Annotated in this window: 16 protein-coding genes; 13 read left to right on the top strand and 3 right to left on the bottom strand. The window is 45.4% G+C overall.

The genetic code is table 11. The annotated features are described in order from the left end of the window. The first annotated feature begins 12 nt into the window (after positions 1–12). The 5 genes from aroF (at position 13) to AC6CIF_RS03435 (ending at position 5270) form a co-directional block, all read left to right on the top strand. Complete coding sequence (aroF, locus tag AC6CIF_RS03455; protein ID WP_498197893.1) at positions 13–1077, top strand: 3-deoxy-7-phosphoheptulonate synthase; 1065 nt, start codon at positions 13–15, stop codon at positions 1075–1077. A 411-nt stretch (positions 1078–1488) separates the two neighbouring features. Continuing rightward, positions 1489–2913 (top strand): type I glutamate--ammonia ligase, encoded by a 1425-nt coding sequence (glnA, locus tag AC6CIF_RS03450; RefSeq protein WP_074094318.1) that lies wholly within the window; start codon positions 1489–1491, stop codon positions 2911–2913. A gap of 239 nt (positions 2914–3152) precedes the next feature. After that, the gene (gene serC / locus AC6CIF_RS03445) at positions 3153–4241 is read left to right on the top strand and encodes a 3-phosphoserine/phosphohydroxythreonine transaminase (RefSeq protein WP_074094319.1); all 1089 of its coding nucleotides are present in this window, start codon (positions 3153–3155) and stop codon (positions 4239–4241) included. Positions 4242–4380: 139 nt separating this feature from the next. After that, on the top strand, positions 4381–4848 hold the full coding sequence (gene trmL / locus AC6CIF_RS03440) for a tRNA (uridine(34)/cytosine(34)/5-carboxymethylaminomethyluridine(34)-2'-O)-methyltransferase TrmL (RefSeq protein WP_211081130.1): 468 nt from the start codon (positions 4381–4383) through the stop codon (positions 4846–4848). Positions 4849–5015: 167 nt separating this feature from the next. Then, the gene (locus AC6CIF_RS03435) at positions 5016–5270 is read left to right on the top strand and encodes an AbrB/MazE/SpoVT family DNA-binding domain-containing protein (RefSeq protein WP_036610032.1); all 255 of its coding nucleotides are present in this window, start codon (positions 5016–5018) and stop codon (positions 5268–5270) included. A gap of 103 nt (positions 5271–5373) precedes the next feature. Here AC6CIF_RS03435 and AC6CIF_RS03430 read toward each other — a convergent pair whose 3' ends face one another. Beyond that, a complete protein-coding gene (locus tag AC6CIF_RS03430; protein ID WP_498197890.1) occupies positions 5374–6291 on the bottom strand; it encodes a serine hydrolase domain-containing protein in 918 nt (305 codons plus the stop codon). Between the two features lie 473 nt (positions 6292–6764). Here AC6CIF_RS03430 and AC6CIF_RS03425 point away from each other — a divergent pair, with 473 nt between their 5' ends. The 6 genes from AC6CIF_RS03425 (at position 6765) to AC6CIF_RS03400 (ending at position 14428) form a co-directional block, all read left to right on the top strand. Further along, positions 6765–7529: an alpha/beta hydrolase gene (locus tag AC6CIF_RS03425; protein ID WP_074094321.1), complete on the top strand. Its 765-nt coding sequence runs from the start codon at positions 6765–6767 to the stop codon at positions 7527–7529. 11 nt (positions 7530–7540) lie between these two features. Beyond that, positions 7541–8500, top strand: a complete 960-nt coding sequence (locus AC6CIF_RS03420) for an ABC transporter permease (RefSeq protein WP_017689585.1) — start codon at positions 7541–7543, stop codon at positions 8498–8500. 18 nt (positions 8501–8518) lie between these two features. Then, positions 8519–9421: a carbohydrate ABC transporter permease gene (locus AC6CIF_RS03415; protein ID WP_036610027.1), complete on the top strand. Its 903-nt coding sequence runs from the start codon at positions 8519–8521 to the stop codon at positions 9419–9421. A 53-nt stretch (positions 9422–9474) separates the two neighbouring features. After that, positions 9475–11070, top strand: a complete 1596-nt coding sequence (locus AC6CIF_RS03410; RefSeq protein ID WP_498197887.1) for a type 2 periplasmic-binding domain-containing protein — start codon at positions 9475–9477, stop codon at positions 11068–11070. A gap of 98 nt (positions 11071–11168) precedes the next feature. Beyond that, positions 11169–13334, top strand: coding sequence for a beta-glucosidase BglX (gene bglX, locus AC6CIF_RS03405; RefSeq protein WP_498197885.1), 2166 nt, complete (start codon positions 11169–11171; stop codon positions 13332–13334). A 77-nt stretch (positions 13335–13411) separates the two neighbouring features. Further along, on the top strand, positions 13412–14428 hold the full coding sequence (locus tag AC6CIF_RS03400; protein WP_498197884.1) for a LacI family DNA-binding transcriptional regulator: 1017 nt from the start codon (positions 13412–13414) through the stop codon (positions 14426–14428). Between the two features lie 297 nt (positions 14429–14725). On the opposite strand, the gene AC6CIF_RS03395 is transcribed toward AC6CIF_RS03400, so the two are convergent. Together AC6CIF_RS03395 and AC6CIF_RS03390 are read right to left on the bottom strand one after the other, a co-directional pair. Next, positions 14726–15790 carry a phosphodiester glycosidase family protein gene (locus tag AC6CIF_RS03395; protein WP_221823021.1) on the bottom strand — a complete coding sequence of 355 codons (1065 nt, stop codon included), beginning with the start codon at positions 15788–15790 and terminating at the stop codon, positions 14726–14728. Next, positions 15787–16197 carry a uroporphyrinogen-III C-methyltransferase gene (locus AC6CIF_RS03390; RefSeq protein WP_017689578.1) on the bottom strand — a complete coding sequence of 137 codons (411 nt, stop codon included), beginning with the start codon at positions 16195–16197 and terminating at the stop codon, positions 15787–15789. Before AC6CIF_RS03390 ends, AC6CIF_RS03395 begins: the two co-directional genes overlap by 4 nt. A gap of 439 nt (positions 16198–16636) precedes the next feature. Here AC6CIF_RS03390 and AC6CIF_RS03385 point away from each other — a divergent pair, with 439 nt between their 5' ends. Next, entirely contained in the window at positions 16637–17293 is a 657-nt protein-coding gene (locus AC6CIF_RS03385) for a response regulator transcription factor (RefSeq protein WP_017689577.1), read from the top strand. Positions 17294–17429: 136 nt separating this feature from the next. Next, on the top strand, positions 17430–18653 hold the full coding sequence (locus tag AC6CIF_RS03380) for an aminotransferase-like domain-containing protein (protein ID WP_036610015.1): 1224 nt from the start codon (positions 17430–17432) through the stop codon (positions 18651–18653). Positions 18654–18842 lie beyond the last annotated feature (189 nt).

The raw sequence follows: 18842 nt of genomic DNA, 5'->3' as shown, positions 1-18842 counted from the left end.
ATGGGACAATTCATGATCGTAATTGCAGGCAAAGCTACCTCGGAGGACCAAATTCAAGATATCGTTAGTGTGATTGAAAAGGAAGGGTTACAGGCACATGTATCCCGCGGAGAGGATCGTACTATCATTGGTTTGATTGGCAAAGTTGAACCTAAAATGCAAGAGCATCTTCGCCAAATGAAAGGTGTCGAGAATGTCGTTAAAATCTCGAAGTCCTACAAATTGGCAAGCCGCGACTTCCATCCGGAAGATACGGTGATCTCCATCAAAGGTGTAGATATCGGCGGAAAAGAACTTGTTGTCATGGGCGGACCATGTGCGGTTGAATCCGCTGCACAGATTGATGAGATTGCCGGGCTTGTGAAAGCTGCGGGCGGGCAAGTGTTACGTGGAGGTGCATTCAAGCCTCGTACGGGTCCTTACAGCTTTCAGGGAACGGGCGTAGAGGGATTGATCATGATGGCGGAAGCAGGCAAGAAACATGATCTGCTGACCATTACAGAAGTCATGACACCTGAGTATGTGGATATTTGCGCCGAGTACGCAGATATTCTGCAAGTAGGTACACGTAACATGCAGAACTTTGACTTGCTCCGCAAATTGGGCGAGTGTGGCAAACCGGTATTATTGAAACGTGGCTTCAGTGCGACATACGATGAATTGTTGAACGCGGCTGAATACATTCTTGCGGGTGGAAACCCAAATGTTATGCTGTGTGAGCGTGGTATTCGTACATTTGAATCCTACACACGGAATACGCTGGATCTGTCAGCGATCCCTGTTCTGCAGTCTCTGAGCCATTTGCCGGTTATTTCTGACCCGAGCCATGGTACTGGACGACGTGAACTGGTGGAACCGATGACTAAAGCTTCCGTTGCTGCGGGTGCCAATGGCCTGATCATTGAAATGCATACCGATCCGGATAATTCCATGACAGGAGATGGTGTGCAGTCCTTGTTCCCTGACCAATTCGCCAACCTGTTGCAGGATCTGGAGAAATTGGCACCTATCGTGGGTAAATCATTCAGCACAGCCAAACAACCAGCAGAATTTTTCCCGGCACGTGTAGGCGTATAATAAGATTTATAATCAAGGTCTGGATCATCATCCGGGCATCTCCTCTGGTCTCGTTCATTGCAACGGAATCAGATAGATGCTCGGTTTTTTGCATATTTTGCAGTTTTGAACGTATTTATTAATCAATGGTGATAAGAAACATTTATGATGTGAAGTTTTTCCCATGATTTAGGATAAAAAAGGGGTCGCTTTACCGCATTAAACCAGTTAAATATATATAAATCTAGTTGTTATATGAATTTAGGTTATTTATAAAATGTGAGTATATCTAACATACCTTCAAAAAATACCTTACATAAGTATTGACGATGTCATGTTTTAAAATTTATAATGACGACAGAAAAAAATTCGAATTTAGACATTTTCTTAGTGGGGTTGTTTAATGTTCGGAATATTTGGGAGGACGAATACATGTCGGTTGAAAACGTATTGAAATCAATTCAAGAGAACAACATCGAGTGGGTAGATTTTCGTTTTGTAGATTTAGCTGGTCGTGCACATCACATCTCGTTGCCAGCTTCGGCTGTTGATGCAGACACGTTCGTAAATGGAGTAGCTTTTGACGGTTCTTCTATCCAAGGTTTCCGCGGAATTGAAGAGTCCGATATGGTTATGATGCCAGACCCTGAAGCGACTTATGTCGATCCGTTCACTGCACACCCTACATTGAATGTTATGTGTGATATCTTCACTCCGGATGGCGAGCGTTATGAGCGTGACCCACGTAGCATCGCTGTTAAAGCAGAAGCTTATTTGCAAGAGAGCGGTGTAGGTACAGCGGCATTCTTCGCACCTGAATCCGAGTTCTTCATCTTCGACGATGTACGTTATGAGAGCGGCACGAACAGCTCTTCCTACTATGTAGATTCCGAAGAAGCTTCGTGGAACACGAACCGCAAAGAAGAAGGCGGAAACCTGGGTTTCAAAGTACGCACTAAAGGTGGATATGTTCCAGTAGCGCCAGTGGATACACAACAAGATATTCGTAGCGAAATGTGTCGCCTTTTGGAAGAAGCGGGCCTGTCGATCGAGCGTCATCACCATGAAGTGGCGACAGCGGGTCAAGCCGAAATCAACTTCCGTTTTGATACACTGAAGAAAACAGCAGATAACCTGCTTGCATACAAATACATCGTGCATAACACTGCACGTCAATATGGTAAAGTAGCAACATTCATGCCAAAACCATTGTTCGGTGATAATGGTAGCGGAATGCACGTTCACCAATCCATCTTTGATGGCGATTCCCCATTGTTCTATGACAAAGCGGGATATGCTAACCTGAGTGAAATGGCTCTGCACTACATCGGAGGTATTCTGTACCATGCTCCGGCACTGATCGCTTTGACTAACCCTAGTACAAACTCGTTCAAACGTCTTGTACCTGGTTACGAAGCACCAGTTAACTTGGTTTACTCCAAAGGTAACCGTTCCGCAGCAGTTCGTATTCCGGTTGCAGCTGTGACACCAAAAGGTTGTCGTATCGAGTTCCGTACACCAGACTCCACAGCTAACCCATACTTGGCATTCTCCGCAATGTTGATGGCGGGTCTGGATGGAATCAAACGCAAAATCAACCCAACTGAGCTTGGATATGGTCCGCTCGACAAAAACATCTATGACCTGTCTGATGCAGATAAAGAAAACATCCGCAGTGTGCCAGCTTCCCTCGAAGAAGCACTTGATGCATTGGCAGCTGATAACGAGTTCTTGACTGAAGGCGGCGTATTCACAAAAGAATTCATTGAAAACTACATCAACCTCAAACGTGATGAAGCGAAAGCAGTAGCGATCCGCATTCATCCGCACGAGTACAGCCTCTACTTCGACTGCTAATCGGTCGGGGTCGGAACAGTTCTTGTTCCAACTTAAAGCCTCCGGGACACGCTCTCGGAGGCTTTTCCTTGAATTAAACAATGTAGTGCTTTAACTTTGCAGGGTGATAAAGGAATTTGATGACCTGAATTCAACACTTCAGTGCATATTGCCCTTGAAGCAGATAGAGAATACTGATATCATAGCGATAATATTCACTTAGTATGTCAGAGTTACGGATGGAAAGGGCGGGGGATTTTGTGACAAAAAGAGCGTATAACTTTAATGCAGGACCTGCGGCGTTACCACTTGAGGTACTGGAGCGTGCACAGGCGGAATTTGTAGATTTTCGTAATACAGGCATGTCGATTATGGAGATGTCTCACCGTGGAGCGGTGTATGAGTCTGTACATAATGAAGCTCAGGAGCGGTTGTTGTCGCTTCTAGGCAATCCAAAAGGTTACAAGGTTCTCTTTCTGCAGGGCGGTGCAAGCACTCAGTTCGCGATGTTGCCAATGAACCTGCTCGGTGCAGGGCAGACTGCAAGTTACGTAATGACTGGCAGCTGGGCCAAAAAGGCTCTGTCTGAGGCGAAGTTGATCGGCGAGACACATGTTGCTGCATCTTCAGAAGCAGAGAAGTTCATGAAATTGCCGGATGTTTCGAATCTGAGTTTGCCAGAACGTACGGCTTATGTACATCTGACTTCCAACGAAACGATTGAAGGTACGCAATTCAAGTCGTTCCCGGATACCGGTTCAGTACCTCTGATCGCGGACATGTCGAGTGATATTTTCTGTAAACCATTTGATCTTAATCAGTTTGGCATGATCTACGCAGGTGCACAGAAGAACCTGGGTCCATCCGGAATTACGGTTGTCATTGCTCGTGAGGAACTGGTGAGCGAATCGCCTAAAACGATTCCAACCATGCTTCGTTACAGCACACATGTAGATAACAACTCCCTGTACAATACGCCGCCATCCTTCTCGGTATATATGGTGAATGAAGTATTGAAATGGATTGAAGAACAGGGCGGATTGGCTGGGATTGAGCAGAAAAATACGAAAAAAGCGGAATTGCTCTATAACACAATTGATGCTTCCGGTGATTTCTACCGTGGTTGTGTTGAACAAGAAGATCGTTCCCTCATGAATGTAACCTTCCGTCTTGCTTCTGAAGAACTGGAGAAAAAGTTCATCAAGGCTTCGGAGGAAGAAGGATTTGTAGGTCTGAAAGGACATCGCAGTGTGGGTGGTCTCCGTGCCTCCATTTATAATGCTGCTCCTTATGAGAGTGTTAAGGCACTGACAGACTTCATGAGCCACTTCCAGAAGACAAATGGATAATTAAGTATAGGTACGGTGTAATGGACCTTTGTGTCTAATCCTGTGCCTTACCAGAGCCTTCCACATTGACGTGTGGAAGGCTTTTCTTTAAGATTAGAGGGTTGTCGTCAACATGAAATGAAAAGGAGATTGAACACATATGGCTTTACACATCGTTCTGGTTGAACCAGAAATTCCGGCGAACACAGGCAATATTTCGCGTACTTGTGCGGCAACCGGGACCCATCTGCATCTCGTACGCCCACTTGGATTTCGAACAGATGATGCTACATTGAAACGTGCAGGGCTGGACTACTGGCATGCCGTTCATATTGAATACCACGACTCATTTGCTGAGGTTCAGGAAAAATATTCCGAAGGTCGTTTCTTCTACGCAACTACGAAGGCCAAGAACCGATACAGTGATTTTAATTTTCAGGATGGAGATTTCCTCGTTTTTGGTAAAGAGACTAAAGGCCTGCCACCTGAATTAATTGCCGCGAATCCCGATACATGTATGAAAATGCCAATGACTGGTGACGTTAGATCATTAAATCTGTCCAATTCGGCAGCAATTATTGTATATGAAGCGTTGCGTCAACTCAATTTCCCGGGGTTAGAAGGATAAATTCAGGTTATAAATGACGGCTAGAATTCGGTAAAAAAACATTTTTCAAAAAAAAGGACAAAAAATGTTTATTTCCAGCAGGATTCGACAAAATCTTGGCGAATCTATAAACATAGTACAAATGTACCTAGAAATTTAGAGTAAGATAGGAGAGGTGTGCCGTAGCTATGAAGCCAGCTGGAGTAGTTCGCAAAGTTGACCAATTAGGTAGGATCGTATTGCCTAAATCTTTGCGTAAAAGGTATCAAATGAATGAGGGAGATCCTGTAGAAATCTTAGTACAAGGGGACCATATTATCTTGGAGAGATATCGTCCAAAATGTATTTTCTGCGGATCCATCGAGGAAGTCAACGAGTTCAAAGAGCGTTACATATGCGCACAATGTTTAGATGAAATGACTCAGCTTCCACAACACGGATAAGAAATAACGTCATGGGGTCCATTGACCCCGTGGCGTTTTTTTTTGTTTTATTCTCAATTGAATGGCATAATTGCAATTTGAAAAAAAAGATAAAATACGTATACTAACGCTGGGTGTAAAGGGGTAAAACCTCATTCCATACAGCGTTCAGGATGCCTTGCATATTTTCTTCCTCACTATTAATACATATGACAGCTTCCTTTGAGGGAATTACGATACACAACTGACCATAGGCACCATCGGCGCGGTAAGCATCATGGGAACACATCCAGAACTGATACCCGTAACCTTTTCCCCAATCACCGTCTCCAGTCGTTTCGATCTGCTGGGACGTAGCCTGTCTGATCCAATCCGCAGGTACAAGCTGTGTGCCTTCCCAAAGCCCCTCCTGCAGCAGTAACTGTCCAAATCGACTCAGTTCCTCATTGCTTATCCAAAGACCTGCACAGCCGAGTGTTACCCCCAATGGAGAGGTTTCCCACTCTACATCATGAATGCCAAGTGGATCAAATAACTGTGGAGTCAGGTAATCTTTCACGGTTTGGCCGGTAGCAGCCTGTAGCATGGCTGAGATCATAAATGTATCCCCACTGCTATAGGTAAATTGTTCTCCAGGTACCCGGTCCAGAGGCAGCGACATGTAATATTTCGCCCAGTCCTTTTCGGTCAATGAAGCTCGTTCATCAGCCCAAAGAGGGGGAGAGTCATGGCCCGAAGACATTCGGAGAAGATCACGTAGTCTCAATTCTTGCGGCGATGGGAGATTGCGTTGTGCAACGGGTACATGATCATAAGAGAAATAATCACCAAGTGTCGCATCCAGATGTATCAGACCTTCTTCAAGCGCAAGACCAACGGCCATACATGTGAAGGATTTACTGATGGAATGTTGTACCCTGCGCTGATCCTTATCCCGGTCCCAATGGGCAAGCAGATGCCCTTTTTGTAATATACGAATGGAAAAAACGTTCAATTGTTGCTCCGTAATCGTATGAATGAAACCTTTGAGTTGCTCAGACATATTAACCTCCCTAATATCAGGTGAAACCTGAGTAAAATCGGTTGGTGAAACGTTTCCGTAATTCGAATGCAAAATCAGAACCCATGTTAGTATAAACCTGGTTTGGTGTCAATTAAAGTTGTAATAGGACTTACTAAATTTTCATTTTTTCGTAATAATAGTGTCTTTGGACGCAAATTTAGACTTAAAAGAGCATTTTTTCGAGAAAAAAACGCGAAATTTGTAAAAAGGTTATTGACAGGATTTACTCATCGGGCTTATGATTTATTCGAAACGATTCGAAGAAATCGCTTCCACATTAAAAGTGTTGTAATGAAGTCCATGTGAATCAACGTTGGCTATGTTTTGAAACGATTCGAGAAAATCGTTTCGATAACCCATCGTAATACAAGGGAATCTACAACAGCCTGCAATCCAACCCCAGAGAAACGAATGAGTAAAGACAGCAGGCGATGATGAGAGGGGTTACATTTATGGCACATATAACGATCGAAACTGGATCGCCAACCTTATGCATGAATACCAGCATACATGTTGTGTCCAGTGACTCCGGAGAGACTTCAGGCGGTACACTATATCTGTTGCATGGGGCAGGCGATAATGCGAGTACCTGGCAGCGGTTAACCACAATTGAGATGTATGCAGCGCAATATGGCTGTACGATCATTATGCCGGAAGCGAATCGAAGCTATTACACCGATATGGAATACGGCCTGAATTACTTCCACTACATCACTCAGGAGTTACCTGAAATATGCAAGCGTCTGCTCAATCTGAATCCTGATCCGGAGAAAACATACGTCGCCGGTTTATCCATGGGTGGATATGGTGCACTGAAATGTGGACTAACTTATCCAGAGCGATATCGCAAAGTAGTGTCCCTATCCGGCGTAACGGATATCCAGACACGACTTCATGATCCCCATATGCCAGCGACCATGATCAAGGAAATGAAAGCGGTTTTTGGAGAACGTTTACAGGTAAAAGCCGATCAGGATATTTACGCACTGTCGGCCAAGCTGCTGGAACAGGGTGTTCCTTTACCGGATATCCTCAGTTGCTGTGGCGATAGTGACCCCTTTGTAGAGATGAATCGCGACTATGCGAGATACATGCAGGGGACTGCCTTTGATTTTCGGTATGTGGAGACGCCAGGGGCTCATGAATGGAAATTTTGGGAGCACCACCTGAGAACGATGTTTGATTTTCTGTACAACGACAAGACCATAGTAGAGTGAGGAGATGCAATGTGAAACCTGCAGCCGAAGGACCTAGCAAAAAGCTGAAGGGAAACGTGAAGGGCAATTCGCTCTGGACTGAAATCTGGAAGCACCGAATGACATACACCCTGCTTATTCCGGGGCTTGTCTGGCTAATTCTGTTTGCCTACATGCCGATGGGTGGCCTGTCTCTGGCATTCAAAGATTACAAGGCCAACCTGGGCATCTGGGGAAGTCCATGGAGCGGATTCGAGAACTTCAAATATGTTTTCCGTGATCCAACCTTTATCGACGCAGTATGGCGTACGCTGTACATCAATATTCTGAAACTGATTATTCAGTTCCCGTTCCCAATTATTCTGGCGCTGTTGCTGAATGAATTGCGGATGCGCAGAGGGAAAAAATTATTCCAAACCGTTCTTACGTTCCCGCACTTCCTGTCCTGGATCATCGTATCCGGGGTAGTCATCAATGTGCTGGCATATGACGGACTGGTAAATAGCGCGCTCGGATTACTGGGATTGCCAACGATTAACTTCCTGGGGTCTGAATCCAACTTTGTACCCATGTTGCTGTTGACTGATATTTGGAAATCAAGTGGATGGGGTGCGATTATATTCCTGGCTGCCATTTCCGGTATTGATCAGGATCAGTATGAATCAGCACAGATTGACGGGGCTTCCCGTATGCAACAGATGTTCAAAATTACTTTACCGAACATCCTTCCAACCATCACAATCATGTTTATTCTCTCGGTTGGTGGATTGATGTCTTCCGGGTTTGACCAGATCTTCAACTTGGCAAATGCCGCTACCAAAAATGTATCGGAAGTACTCGATGTATATATCTATCGGATTACGTTCCAGTCATCTACCGATTTCTCATTCTCGACAGCGGTCAGCTTGTTCCGTTCCCTGGTGAATATGGCCTTGCTGCTTCTTGCTGACAGATTTGCCAAGTGGCTTGGCGGAGACGGTTTGTTCCGATAAGAGAGGAGGAAAAATGAGATGAGCAAGAAAGCTAACAAAAAACCGAGAATTGGTACAGAAAAAATGACACTTCTCGATTACATTATTTTCGCCGTATTACTAGTGCTTGCCCTGATGATCCTGATTCCGTTCTGGAATGTCATCATGATTTCGTTTGCAACACAAAAAGAATATGCTGACAATCCATTTTTGATGTTCCCTAAAGAATGGACATTGGATTCCTACAAGGCATTGTTCGCTGACGGAACGATTCTGACGGGGTACAAAAATACAATTATATTGCTAGTTATCGGCTTGCCACTAAGCTTGTTCCTGACAACAAGCATGGCATATGGCCTTAGTCGTAACAAATTTCCGTTTAAGAAATTTCTCTTTTTCCTGGTACTGTTCACCATGATCTTTAATGGTGGTATCGTACCGCTGTACCTGATCATGAAATCACTTCATCTTACTGGTACGCTGTGGTCCGTTATCCTGGCGGGAAGCTTCAGTGCGTTTAACATGATCCTGATGATGAACTACTTCTACACCTTGCCTGAATCGCTGATGGAATCGGCGAGACTGGATGGAGCAGGAGAGTGGAGAATTTTGTTCTCCGTTGTTCTTCCGCTTGCTACACCAATTATGGCTACAATCACTTTGTTCTACGGTGTGGCTTATTGGAACAGCTGGTATGATGCGATGATATTCCTTCGAAAAGCGGATCAGTTACCGCTCCAGAATGTACTCCGAAATATTATTGTGACATCTACGACGAATGCATCCAATGCATCCAGTGTGGATGCTGCCCAGGCAAGCAACTTCTCAATGGGCATGAAGATGGCAGCTGTATTTGTCACCATGGTACCAATTATGTGTTTCTTCCCAATGCTGCAAAAACACTTTGCCAAAGGGGTATTAACAGGGGCAATCAAGACCTGATTATACGTATAGGATTTTGCAATAAATTCTACTAAAAAACATGGGGGTAAAACATGAAAACGAACAAAAAGTTGTCAGTAAGAGCTCTCTTTGCCATCACGCTTAGTGTAGTTATGCTGATGGTGACCGCTTGTTCCAGCCAAGGAGCTTCAGGTGGTAACGAAAAAGATGCAGAGGGAAATTACAAAGATAACCTGACCATCTCTGTAGCTAACCTGACAGAAATCAAAAACGGGAACCTGGATAATGACTTCCACAAGTTCTGGACAGACAAATTCAATGTAACATGGGACTACAACTATATCGATTGGGATTCATGGGGCGAGAAGCTTCGTCTGTGGATCAACTCTGGCGACTTGCCGGATGTAGCTGTATGGAACTACGTCCATGGCGATGCTATAAACAGCATTGAACAAGGTTTGTTCTACAAATTCCCGGATGACTGGAAAGAACGCTGGCCTAACGTGGCAGCAGCTTACAATCTGACGGGTCTTGGAGACAAATTGGAAGAATTGACGGGTGGAACATACGTCCTGCCTAGACCAATTTATTTCGAGAACAAACCAGCTGACCCACTCACGAACCAAATTGGTGTCATTGCGCTTCGTAAAGACTGGGCTGAAGCGGTTGGTTTTGAACTGAAAGATGCTTATACAACAACCGAATTGAATGAATATGCTGCGCTAGTGAAAGAAAAAGATCCAGGCAAAGTGGGTAACAAACTTGTACCTCTGTCCTACAATGCGGCAGATGCCATGACAAACATGATTATGCCAAACAGTGTGCATGCCATGACTGACTCTCCGTTCTACAAAGGTGAAGATGGCCAATTCCACTGGGGACCAGCAGATCCTGAAACGCTGACAGGACTTAAATTGATGCAAAAAGCCTACAAAGATGGACTGCTCAATCCTGAGTTCTACACATGGAAAAACAATGAAGGTCAAAACAATTTCAAAGTAACAGGTACAGCTGCTGTAACGAGTCTGGGCGGACTGGCTTCGTACAGACAAGGTCTGGATTCTGATATGAGAAAAAATCTGGGTGTAGATAGTGATGAACTGGTACACACAGCAATCGTAGTAGGCGATGACGGTAAATACCGTAACATGGAGCAAGCCAACTTCTGGTCTGCATTGATCTTCAATCCGGAGATTAGTGACGAGAAATTCGAACGGATCATGGATCTGATCGATTACTCCGCAACAAAAGAAGGACAGTTGCTCATAAACATGGGCTTTGAAGGAAAAGATTGGAAATATGATGAAAACAACGAACTCGTTAGCTTGTTGCCAGAAGGAACGGTATTGGAAGATAAATATCCAGCACGTTTCGAAGGTCTGTATCTGCTCGGTGACGACTTCAGTGTTGTAAACCCTGCAATCAAAAAAGATTACCGTGATAGAGCCGTGAAATTGTTCGAAGAAAAAGCAAAACTTGGTACAGAAGGCAAATCGCTTGCACCATACGATTGGGATGTCAACCTGTACGATTCCAAAGCTAAGAGTCAAGCTTCATTCGATTACCAGAACGAATATGCCAACCTGATCCTGAAAAGCGGAGATCTGGAGGCTAACTGGAAAGAATGGGTGAACAGTAAAATGTCCCTGGTTCAACCTTATCTGGATGAGCTAAACGAGAAATTCTAGTAATCGTTCAGTAATTAATTTTGAACCCGGTGCGCGGTCTCTCCCCGAACGCAGCCGGGTTCTTTATTTCAACAACTTGTAGTGGAGGATAAGATCAGATGAATAACGAGCAGTTGTTAGACCTGGTAAAACAGATGACGTTGGAGGAAAAAACAGCTCAGCTTCTTCAGTTGACTGCCAACTTTTATGAAGGAACAAATGTTGAAGGTCAGATCACAGGGCCGATGGAAGAGATGGGAATTACGGAGCAGTCCGTGGATGCCAGTGGGTCCATTCTGGGATTGTCGGGTGCACAGGCCATCATTGATGTACAGCAAGCTTATATGAAAAAAAGCCGTTTGGGCATTCCGCTTTTGTTCATGGCTGACGTAGTTCATGGATTCAAAACCATTTTCCCGATTCCACTGGCGATCGGTTGTTCATGGGACACAGAACTGGCTGAGAAAAGTGCTGAAATTGCAGCACGTGAATCAGCTGTATCCGGTTTGCATGTTACCTTTGCGCCTATGGTGGATCTGGTTCGTGATCCACGCTGGGGTCGTGTGATGGAAACGACAGGAGAAGATCCTTATCTGAACAGTTTGTTTGCGGCTGCGTTTGTACGTGGATATCAGGGCGATAGCTTGAAGGATGAGCCAGACCGTCTTGCAGCCTGTGTTAAACACTTTGCGGCATATGGAGCGGCTGAGGGTGGTCGGGATTACAATACGGTGGACATGTCTGAGCGTAACCTGCGTGAGTATTATTTGCCAGCGTACAAAGCAGCGTTGGATGCGGGCGTGGAGATGGTCATGACTTCGTTCAATACGGTTGACGGTATTCCGGCAAGTGGCAATGAGAAGTTAATGCGCGGCATTTTGCGTGACGAGTGGGGCTTTGATGGTGTATTGATCTCGGATTGGGCTTCCATTCGCGAGATGATTGCGCATGGTGCTGCAGAAGATGATCGTGAAGCGGCATATCGTGCCATTCGCGCAGGAGTAGATATGGAGATGATGACACCTTGTTATGTGCATCATTTGCCTGAACTGATTGAGAGTGGTGAAGTGGATGAGAAGCTCATTGATGAAGCCGTTCTGCGAATTCTGCAACTGAAAGAGAAGCTGGGATTGTTCGATAACCCACTTCGTGCAGCTGATCCTGAACGTGAACGTGAGATTGTATTCTCCAAAGAGCACCGTCAGGTATCGTATGAACTGGCAACCAAATCGGCTGTCCTGTTGAAAAATGATGGTAGCGTGCTTCCACTTCAACCTGATGCTAATGTAGCCCTCATTGGTCCTTTTGCACAGAGTCCTGATATTCTGGGCTGGTGGTCCTGTGAAGGGGTTAAGGAAGATGCAGTCAAGTTGGGAACAGCTCTGCAAGAACGCCTGACGGGTGGGAAAGTTCAATTTGCTCAAGGCAGTAATGTTCATACGATTACAGCTGAGCAGATTGCCGAAGCCCTGGAAGTGGCAAGCAAAGCAGATCTGATTGTCCTTGCTCTTGGTGAAGACTCCGAGATGAGTGGAGAAGGTGGCTCGCGCACGGATATTCGTCTGCCAGCAGCCCAATTGGAATTGGTTAAACAGCTCAAAGCAGCGGGAAAACCGATTGCGAGCGTTATCTTCAACGGCCGTCCATTGGATCTGCATGGTGTAATCGATGAATCGGATGCCGTTCTTGAAGCCTGGTTCCCAGGTAGTGAAGGCGGAGCCGCGATTGCAGATGTTCTGACAGGTGTGGTGAATCCATCTGCACGTCTGACGATGTCTTTCCCGCAGTCCGTAGGTCAGATCCCGGTCTATTACAACCATTTCAATACAGGTCGTCCACTGAACCCGGAGAAGACGGAAGAACGTTATGTCTCCAAATATATTGACAGCCCGAATGAACCTTTGCTTCCGTTCGGTTATGGTCTTTCATACACTTCGTTCTCTTATGGTGATCTTGAAGTGTCAAGTAACGAGATGACTGCCGAAGAGTCCCTGAGCATCCAAGTGCGTGTAACAAACACCGGTGAGCGGGCAGGCGTGGAGACCGTTCAGTTGTACGTTCGTGATGTAACGGGTGAAGTCGTTCGTCCTATGCGTGAGCTGAAAGGATATGTGAAGCTTGCACTGGCGCCAGGCGAGAGTGGTACAGCCACGTTTACGTTAAATGAAGAACAGCTTCGTTATCACCATTCCGACTTAAGCCACCGCAGTGATCGAGGCGAGTTCCATATTCTTGTGGGTGCAAACAGTCGGGATACTCAGAAGAAATCATTCAGACTTGTTTAATCCGGTGAATGGAAAGAGTAATGTGTCAGGCCTTTTGTTATGGAAGGCCTGATGAACATAACAGGGGAGCGAAGAATGTGGTCAGTATCAAGGATATCGCCAAACAGGCGGGAGTTTCCATCTCTACTGTGTCATATGCGCTGAATGGCAGCAACAAAGTGACCGATGAGACGAGTTCCAAAATTTTGGCCATTGCCAAAGAGCTGAACTATGTTCCAAATGCCGCAGCAAGAACACTGAAGAAGAGGGAATCCAAAATTCTAGGTGTATTCTTGACCGATTTTAGAGGAGATGTGTATGGAGACTTGCTGAGTGGCATGAAAGCCGTATGTAATGCTCAAGGTTATGACCTGATCGTGTGCAGTGGTAAACAATCCCATCGCATGCTTCCAGAAAGGATGATTGATGGTGCAATCATTCTGGATCATACGTTTGCAAGTGAGGAACTAATGCAGTATGCCGATCGTGGGCACAAAATCGTTGTATTGGACCGTGAGATGGATCATCCCAACATTAATCAGGTTCTGCTGGATAACAAAGCCGGGGCGACACTTGCGATGGAACATCTGATTGAACAGGGACATAAGAAAATCTACGTGGTGACAGGACCGGAAGGTTCGTTTGACTCTGTGCAGCGGTTAAAGGCTGTGAGACAGGTTGCGGAACGTGAAGCCGATGTGGAATGGATTGAGATCACGGGAGATTTTGAGAAGAGTGGTGGAGAACAAGCCGCAGATCAGATTGTGCAGGTGTATGATGGACCCGCAGCGGTATTCTGCCTCAATGATGAGATGGCTATTGGCTTGTGTGATCGTCTGGCAGACAGTGCACTTGGCGTTGGTCAGGAGATTGATGTCATCGGATTCGACAATATTGAATTGAGCAAGTACGTCCAGCCGAGATTGGCAAGCATTGATTATTCCAAACGCAAGTGGGGATCGCTCGCTGCTGAACAATTGATCAAAATTATTGCTGGAGAACCCGTTGATCATGAACGAATTTATGTGACATTAGTTGAGGGTGGGTCGGTGAGTGGGCCTAGTCCGTCTGATTCGGTTATATCTATGCGGAATGACCAGGCGGTTAGCTATTGATCCCGAATACAGCAAGAGACAAGGCTTAGAAGAATCGAATCATTCTTTTAAGCCTTGTCTCTTGCTATTTCGAGGATGAAGCAATAGAAAAAGCCTCTCCGGAGAGAGGCTTGGCCTTACAAGCCTTTTGTTTTGTCATTGTTGTAGGATGAAGTGAGAATGCCTGTAATGAAGAGAGTCAATACGATTGCAATAATCCAGAATGTCAGTGAAAATGACATGCCCTTCGCACCTCCTGCACAAGCTCATTTTCTTCTATTATAACCATTATAGGTAGAAAAGAAATGCTTCACCCTATTATTTGTAAAATAAAAAGTGTGTGGGCACCGGTCTGAGGCTGCCATCTGAAGGGTTATTCACGACCCGATTATTCAGAATAAGCGAGGATGATCCACCGCCATCCAGATTATAGGCGTCGATCACCCCAAGCTTGTACAACCGCCCTTGCAACTCTTCAAGGGTAGCACCGGAACTTCCGCCCTCATTATATCCGTCAACAACAATAATCAATAACTGATCATCTTTATAATTGCCAATGACTGTACGTGGTGCTCGTTTGGGTGATACCTTCCACTTGTCGGGAATTGCAGTTTTACGTCCATTCTGTAGCAGCACGGGTACAAACGTAGCCCCAAATTGTGGTTGTAGGCGATCCAGTGAGTTTTTGTCGAAGAACTTGCCTCCGACCAGTTTGCCGGCATCGTTAAGTCCTACAAAAAACAGATCTTTGAAACTGGCTTGGAACCCGTTCACGTATTTCCCGTCCATGACGGTTGTGCTAAGTGGATAACGTTTGCCGCCACTGTCAGCAAATCCACCTGCGTTGATCCCGGCAATTGCGCCGTTACGCTTCACAGCCTGCATGGTCGTCTCAGAACGCCCTGGTTCACTGTCTAGAGCCATCTGCATGGCCGTCGGGTCTTTTAGCTTGATCTTCATGGCATAGCCCTTATAGCTGCCAGGATTCACTCTGTACATTTCAATCGTTAACCGGTCACTGTCTACCCGTTCAAATGGAACTCCAAGCTTGGATGAAATCCGTTTGTTGTAGATCATTTCCGGACGATCCGCTTGGGCGGAAGCCTTTTGTACAAGTGTAGACATCGTACTTGTTGTTTTATTATAGAGCTGTGTCGTTCTTTTAATAGAAGAAGAAGTCTGGACAGCAGCATCTTTTGCCCCCGCAAGCTCTTGGCTAATTGCTTGGGTCCGGGGTGTAATCGTATCCTCTGACAGTTCGGTAGGCATCAAACCTCCGGGTTCAAGTGGAGGACGAAGCAGCAGCAGGCATAATATCAATCCAACAAAAGGAGCGAGTGCAAGCATAAAAAAACGATTAACCTGTTTGACGGGTGTAATCATTTGAGCAGGTCCATCTTTTTCTGGAGTGTCTCCAGTTGTTTTTTGACTTCGCTCAGCTGGGTATACAGTTTGTTGCTGTTATCCGTTTTGTCACTTGCATTATCCTTGGTGAAGGTCAGCAATTCATTGAAGGATTGAACCTGTCCCTGCAGGTCTTCTACTTCCTTTGATATCGTTGTTAGCTGATTTTCATAGTCGGTTTTTAGCGCTGCAATCTGCTGCTGATTATGGGCTTGAAGCTGGTTAATCATCTGTTGCTGGAGATGGTTACTATAATAGTAGGTTCCAACGACTCCTAGTGCAATGAGAACAATCCACATTACCAGAAACAGCTTGATTGAAGATCCAGCCTTGCCTTTGGCGCTCCGGGTGTGATGGATGTCAGAGGACGGGGCAGATGGTTTCATATCATCACTCCTGGTCATTAATAGGTACAAAAAAATTTCCAGTCCTCATTCTATCATGCCCCTATTGATTACGCAAAAATGAAATTCTTTACTTAATAGAGTAAAAAGAGATTGCATCGGAAGGAAGTCCTAGGATACAATTTCTTATAGATGCAATAAGTAGGAACTTTGGGCAGGTTTTTCGACTTTTTTAGATAGAAATGCAGGAAATTTATACTATATTTTGACCTTTCCGGGAATGGGAAGATGGACGTCATGGTGTTTTTATAACAAAATACAGTGAAAATAGAGCTTTTTTATCGGCTTCCTCCTGTATTTTTCTGTTTTTCGACATAATCCGACCTATGCTTCTTCTATACTCGGATTGTCGCATAGACGATGAAATCATCATGACAGAATTTAAAAGTTATTTGTCCAATACATAACAGGGGGAACAACAATGAAAAAAGTATGGCAGGTGGTCATCATAGATATCCACCCCACCAGCATGCTCGGTACAAAATTGATTTTGGAAGAGCAGCAAGATCTGACGGTACGTGGCATGACTTCGACCGGAACAGAAGGGCTCGATCTGGTGAATATTCACCAGCCTGATCTGATTCTGATGGATTATCGTCTTCCGGAGGGTCAGGCAGATCAATATATTGCCCAGATGAAGAATCTGTCAGCTCACAGTCACATCATTATTTTGACGGATGAAGACAATGTGAAGCTGTTTCGTCATCTGATGAGCCTTGGTGCAAGCGGCATGTTATCCAAACAGGCTTCCCCTAGCCAGCTGATTCATCTGATCTCTGGGTTGCGTGAGGGCCATGTGTCCATTCCATTGTCGTGGTTAAACAGTGCGGAGTGGGCGCAACCTGTGGAGTCTCCGACAGAAGCACGTGTCATTGAATTAACAGAAACCGAAACTTTTATCATGGAAAGAATTGTTCAGGGTGTAACCTATGATAAAATAGCGAATGAGATCAACGTTAGCAGACGTTCCATTGATAATTACCTGCGTAAAATATACGTGAAGCTGGAAGTAAGCAGTAGAGCACAGGCCATTGAACGTTATGCCTTGCATGCAAGACAAGTGAAGACGGGATCCTGACGAAACAGGTTTGTTCTTCCCATGATCACAACAGTTCTGTATGCATCCGGTCATATTCGATGGCGAGCAGGAATAGGTTGTAGGGCTGCGGACTGCGAGTACAGTTTCGGAATAGGGATGAAAGGGGAACGGATCGATGAAATATTTCTTTGCTTCCCGTACCAACAGGCTTTTGTCATCACCACTGAGGGATATACGTGAGATGTCTGGCAGGGATTATTTCATTTCTCTGGCAGAAGAATTGCCTGCGGAGGAGTTGTTTCCTTTCAAATTGTTGGAAGAAGCAGCGGTATCTGTCTTTAGTTCAGGCCCCTCCGCATTGCAATATGGAGAGCCAGCAGGCTACACACCCCTAAGAGAGTGGTTGAACAAAGACTGGAATGCACGCAAAGGCATACGAACGGTACCCGAGCAGATTCTGTTGACCACTGGTACCCAGCAGGCCATCGATCTGGTGATGCGTCTATTGCTTGAGCCAGGAGATTCTGTACTGGTTGAACATCCCACATCTCCAGGCTGTCTTGAGGTTCTGGAGATGCAAGGAGCCAAGATTGTGCCCGTAATGGGTGATCGGGACGGCATACTGCCAGACCTTTTGGAGCATCACATGCAGCAGGTTAGACCGAAGCTGCTTTTTGCTGCACCCAGTTTCTCGAATCCGACCGGTGCTTTGTGGAGTATGGAGCGGCGGGAGGCAGTCCTTGAGCTGTGTTCGCGCTATGGTGTACTGCTTGTGGAAGATGATTCTTATGGAGAGCTCCATTTTGATGGCCTTGAGCCAACGGAATTCTATCGTAAATATCCTTCACTCTTTGCACTGGATACTGCCGATCAGGGTGGACATGTTCTCTACATTGGTTCATTCAGCAAAACGGTAGCGCCCGCTCTTCGAACCGGATGGGCCGCTGGACATCCTGCGCTGATTCAGGCAATGGCCTCGGTTAAACGAATTGCAGATGGTCAGTCCAGTCCGATGAATCAGCGGCTGTTGTATCAATTGCTTGCTCATTCCCCTTTTCGTTGGAGTGATCACCTATCCATGTTGAATCGGGAGTATAAGACAAGACTCAAACTGATGCTTGAACTGTTGAAAAGACCTGGCTGGAAAGGGTGTCAGTACAACATCCCTGAGGGCGGAATGTATCTGTGGGTACAGTTGCCTGAAGGATTGGATAGTGGCGCTCTGCTTAAGGCGGCTTTGCCCAAAGGTGTATCCTTTCTTCCTGGATCACTATGCTCCACAGGTGTACAGGATCAACGTTACATCCGGTTGAACTTTAGCCATCCGGGCCGGGATGAATTGCTGCTTGGCATGAACCTGATCAGTGAAGCCATTTCCGAATTTACGGCTCGTAGCTAAGTCGGATCAAAATAGATTTTGTAGCAAAAATTAAAATGGGTTCATGACCAAAGTGATTACGTTATTGCATCCACTAACATTTTTATATATAATATGAATTAATGAGTTGTTGGTTTCTTTATATAAGCTACAATGGTGGCCGGTTCAGAAAAAGCACTCATATATTTTATCTAACGGGGGAAAATTCAA

This window comes from Paenibacillus sp. GQ49, from assembly GCF_059759055.1.
Note: the sequence above shows the minus strand (reverse complement) of the source record. Positions and strands in the feature narration are given on the sequence as shown.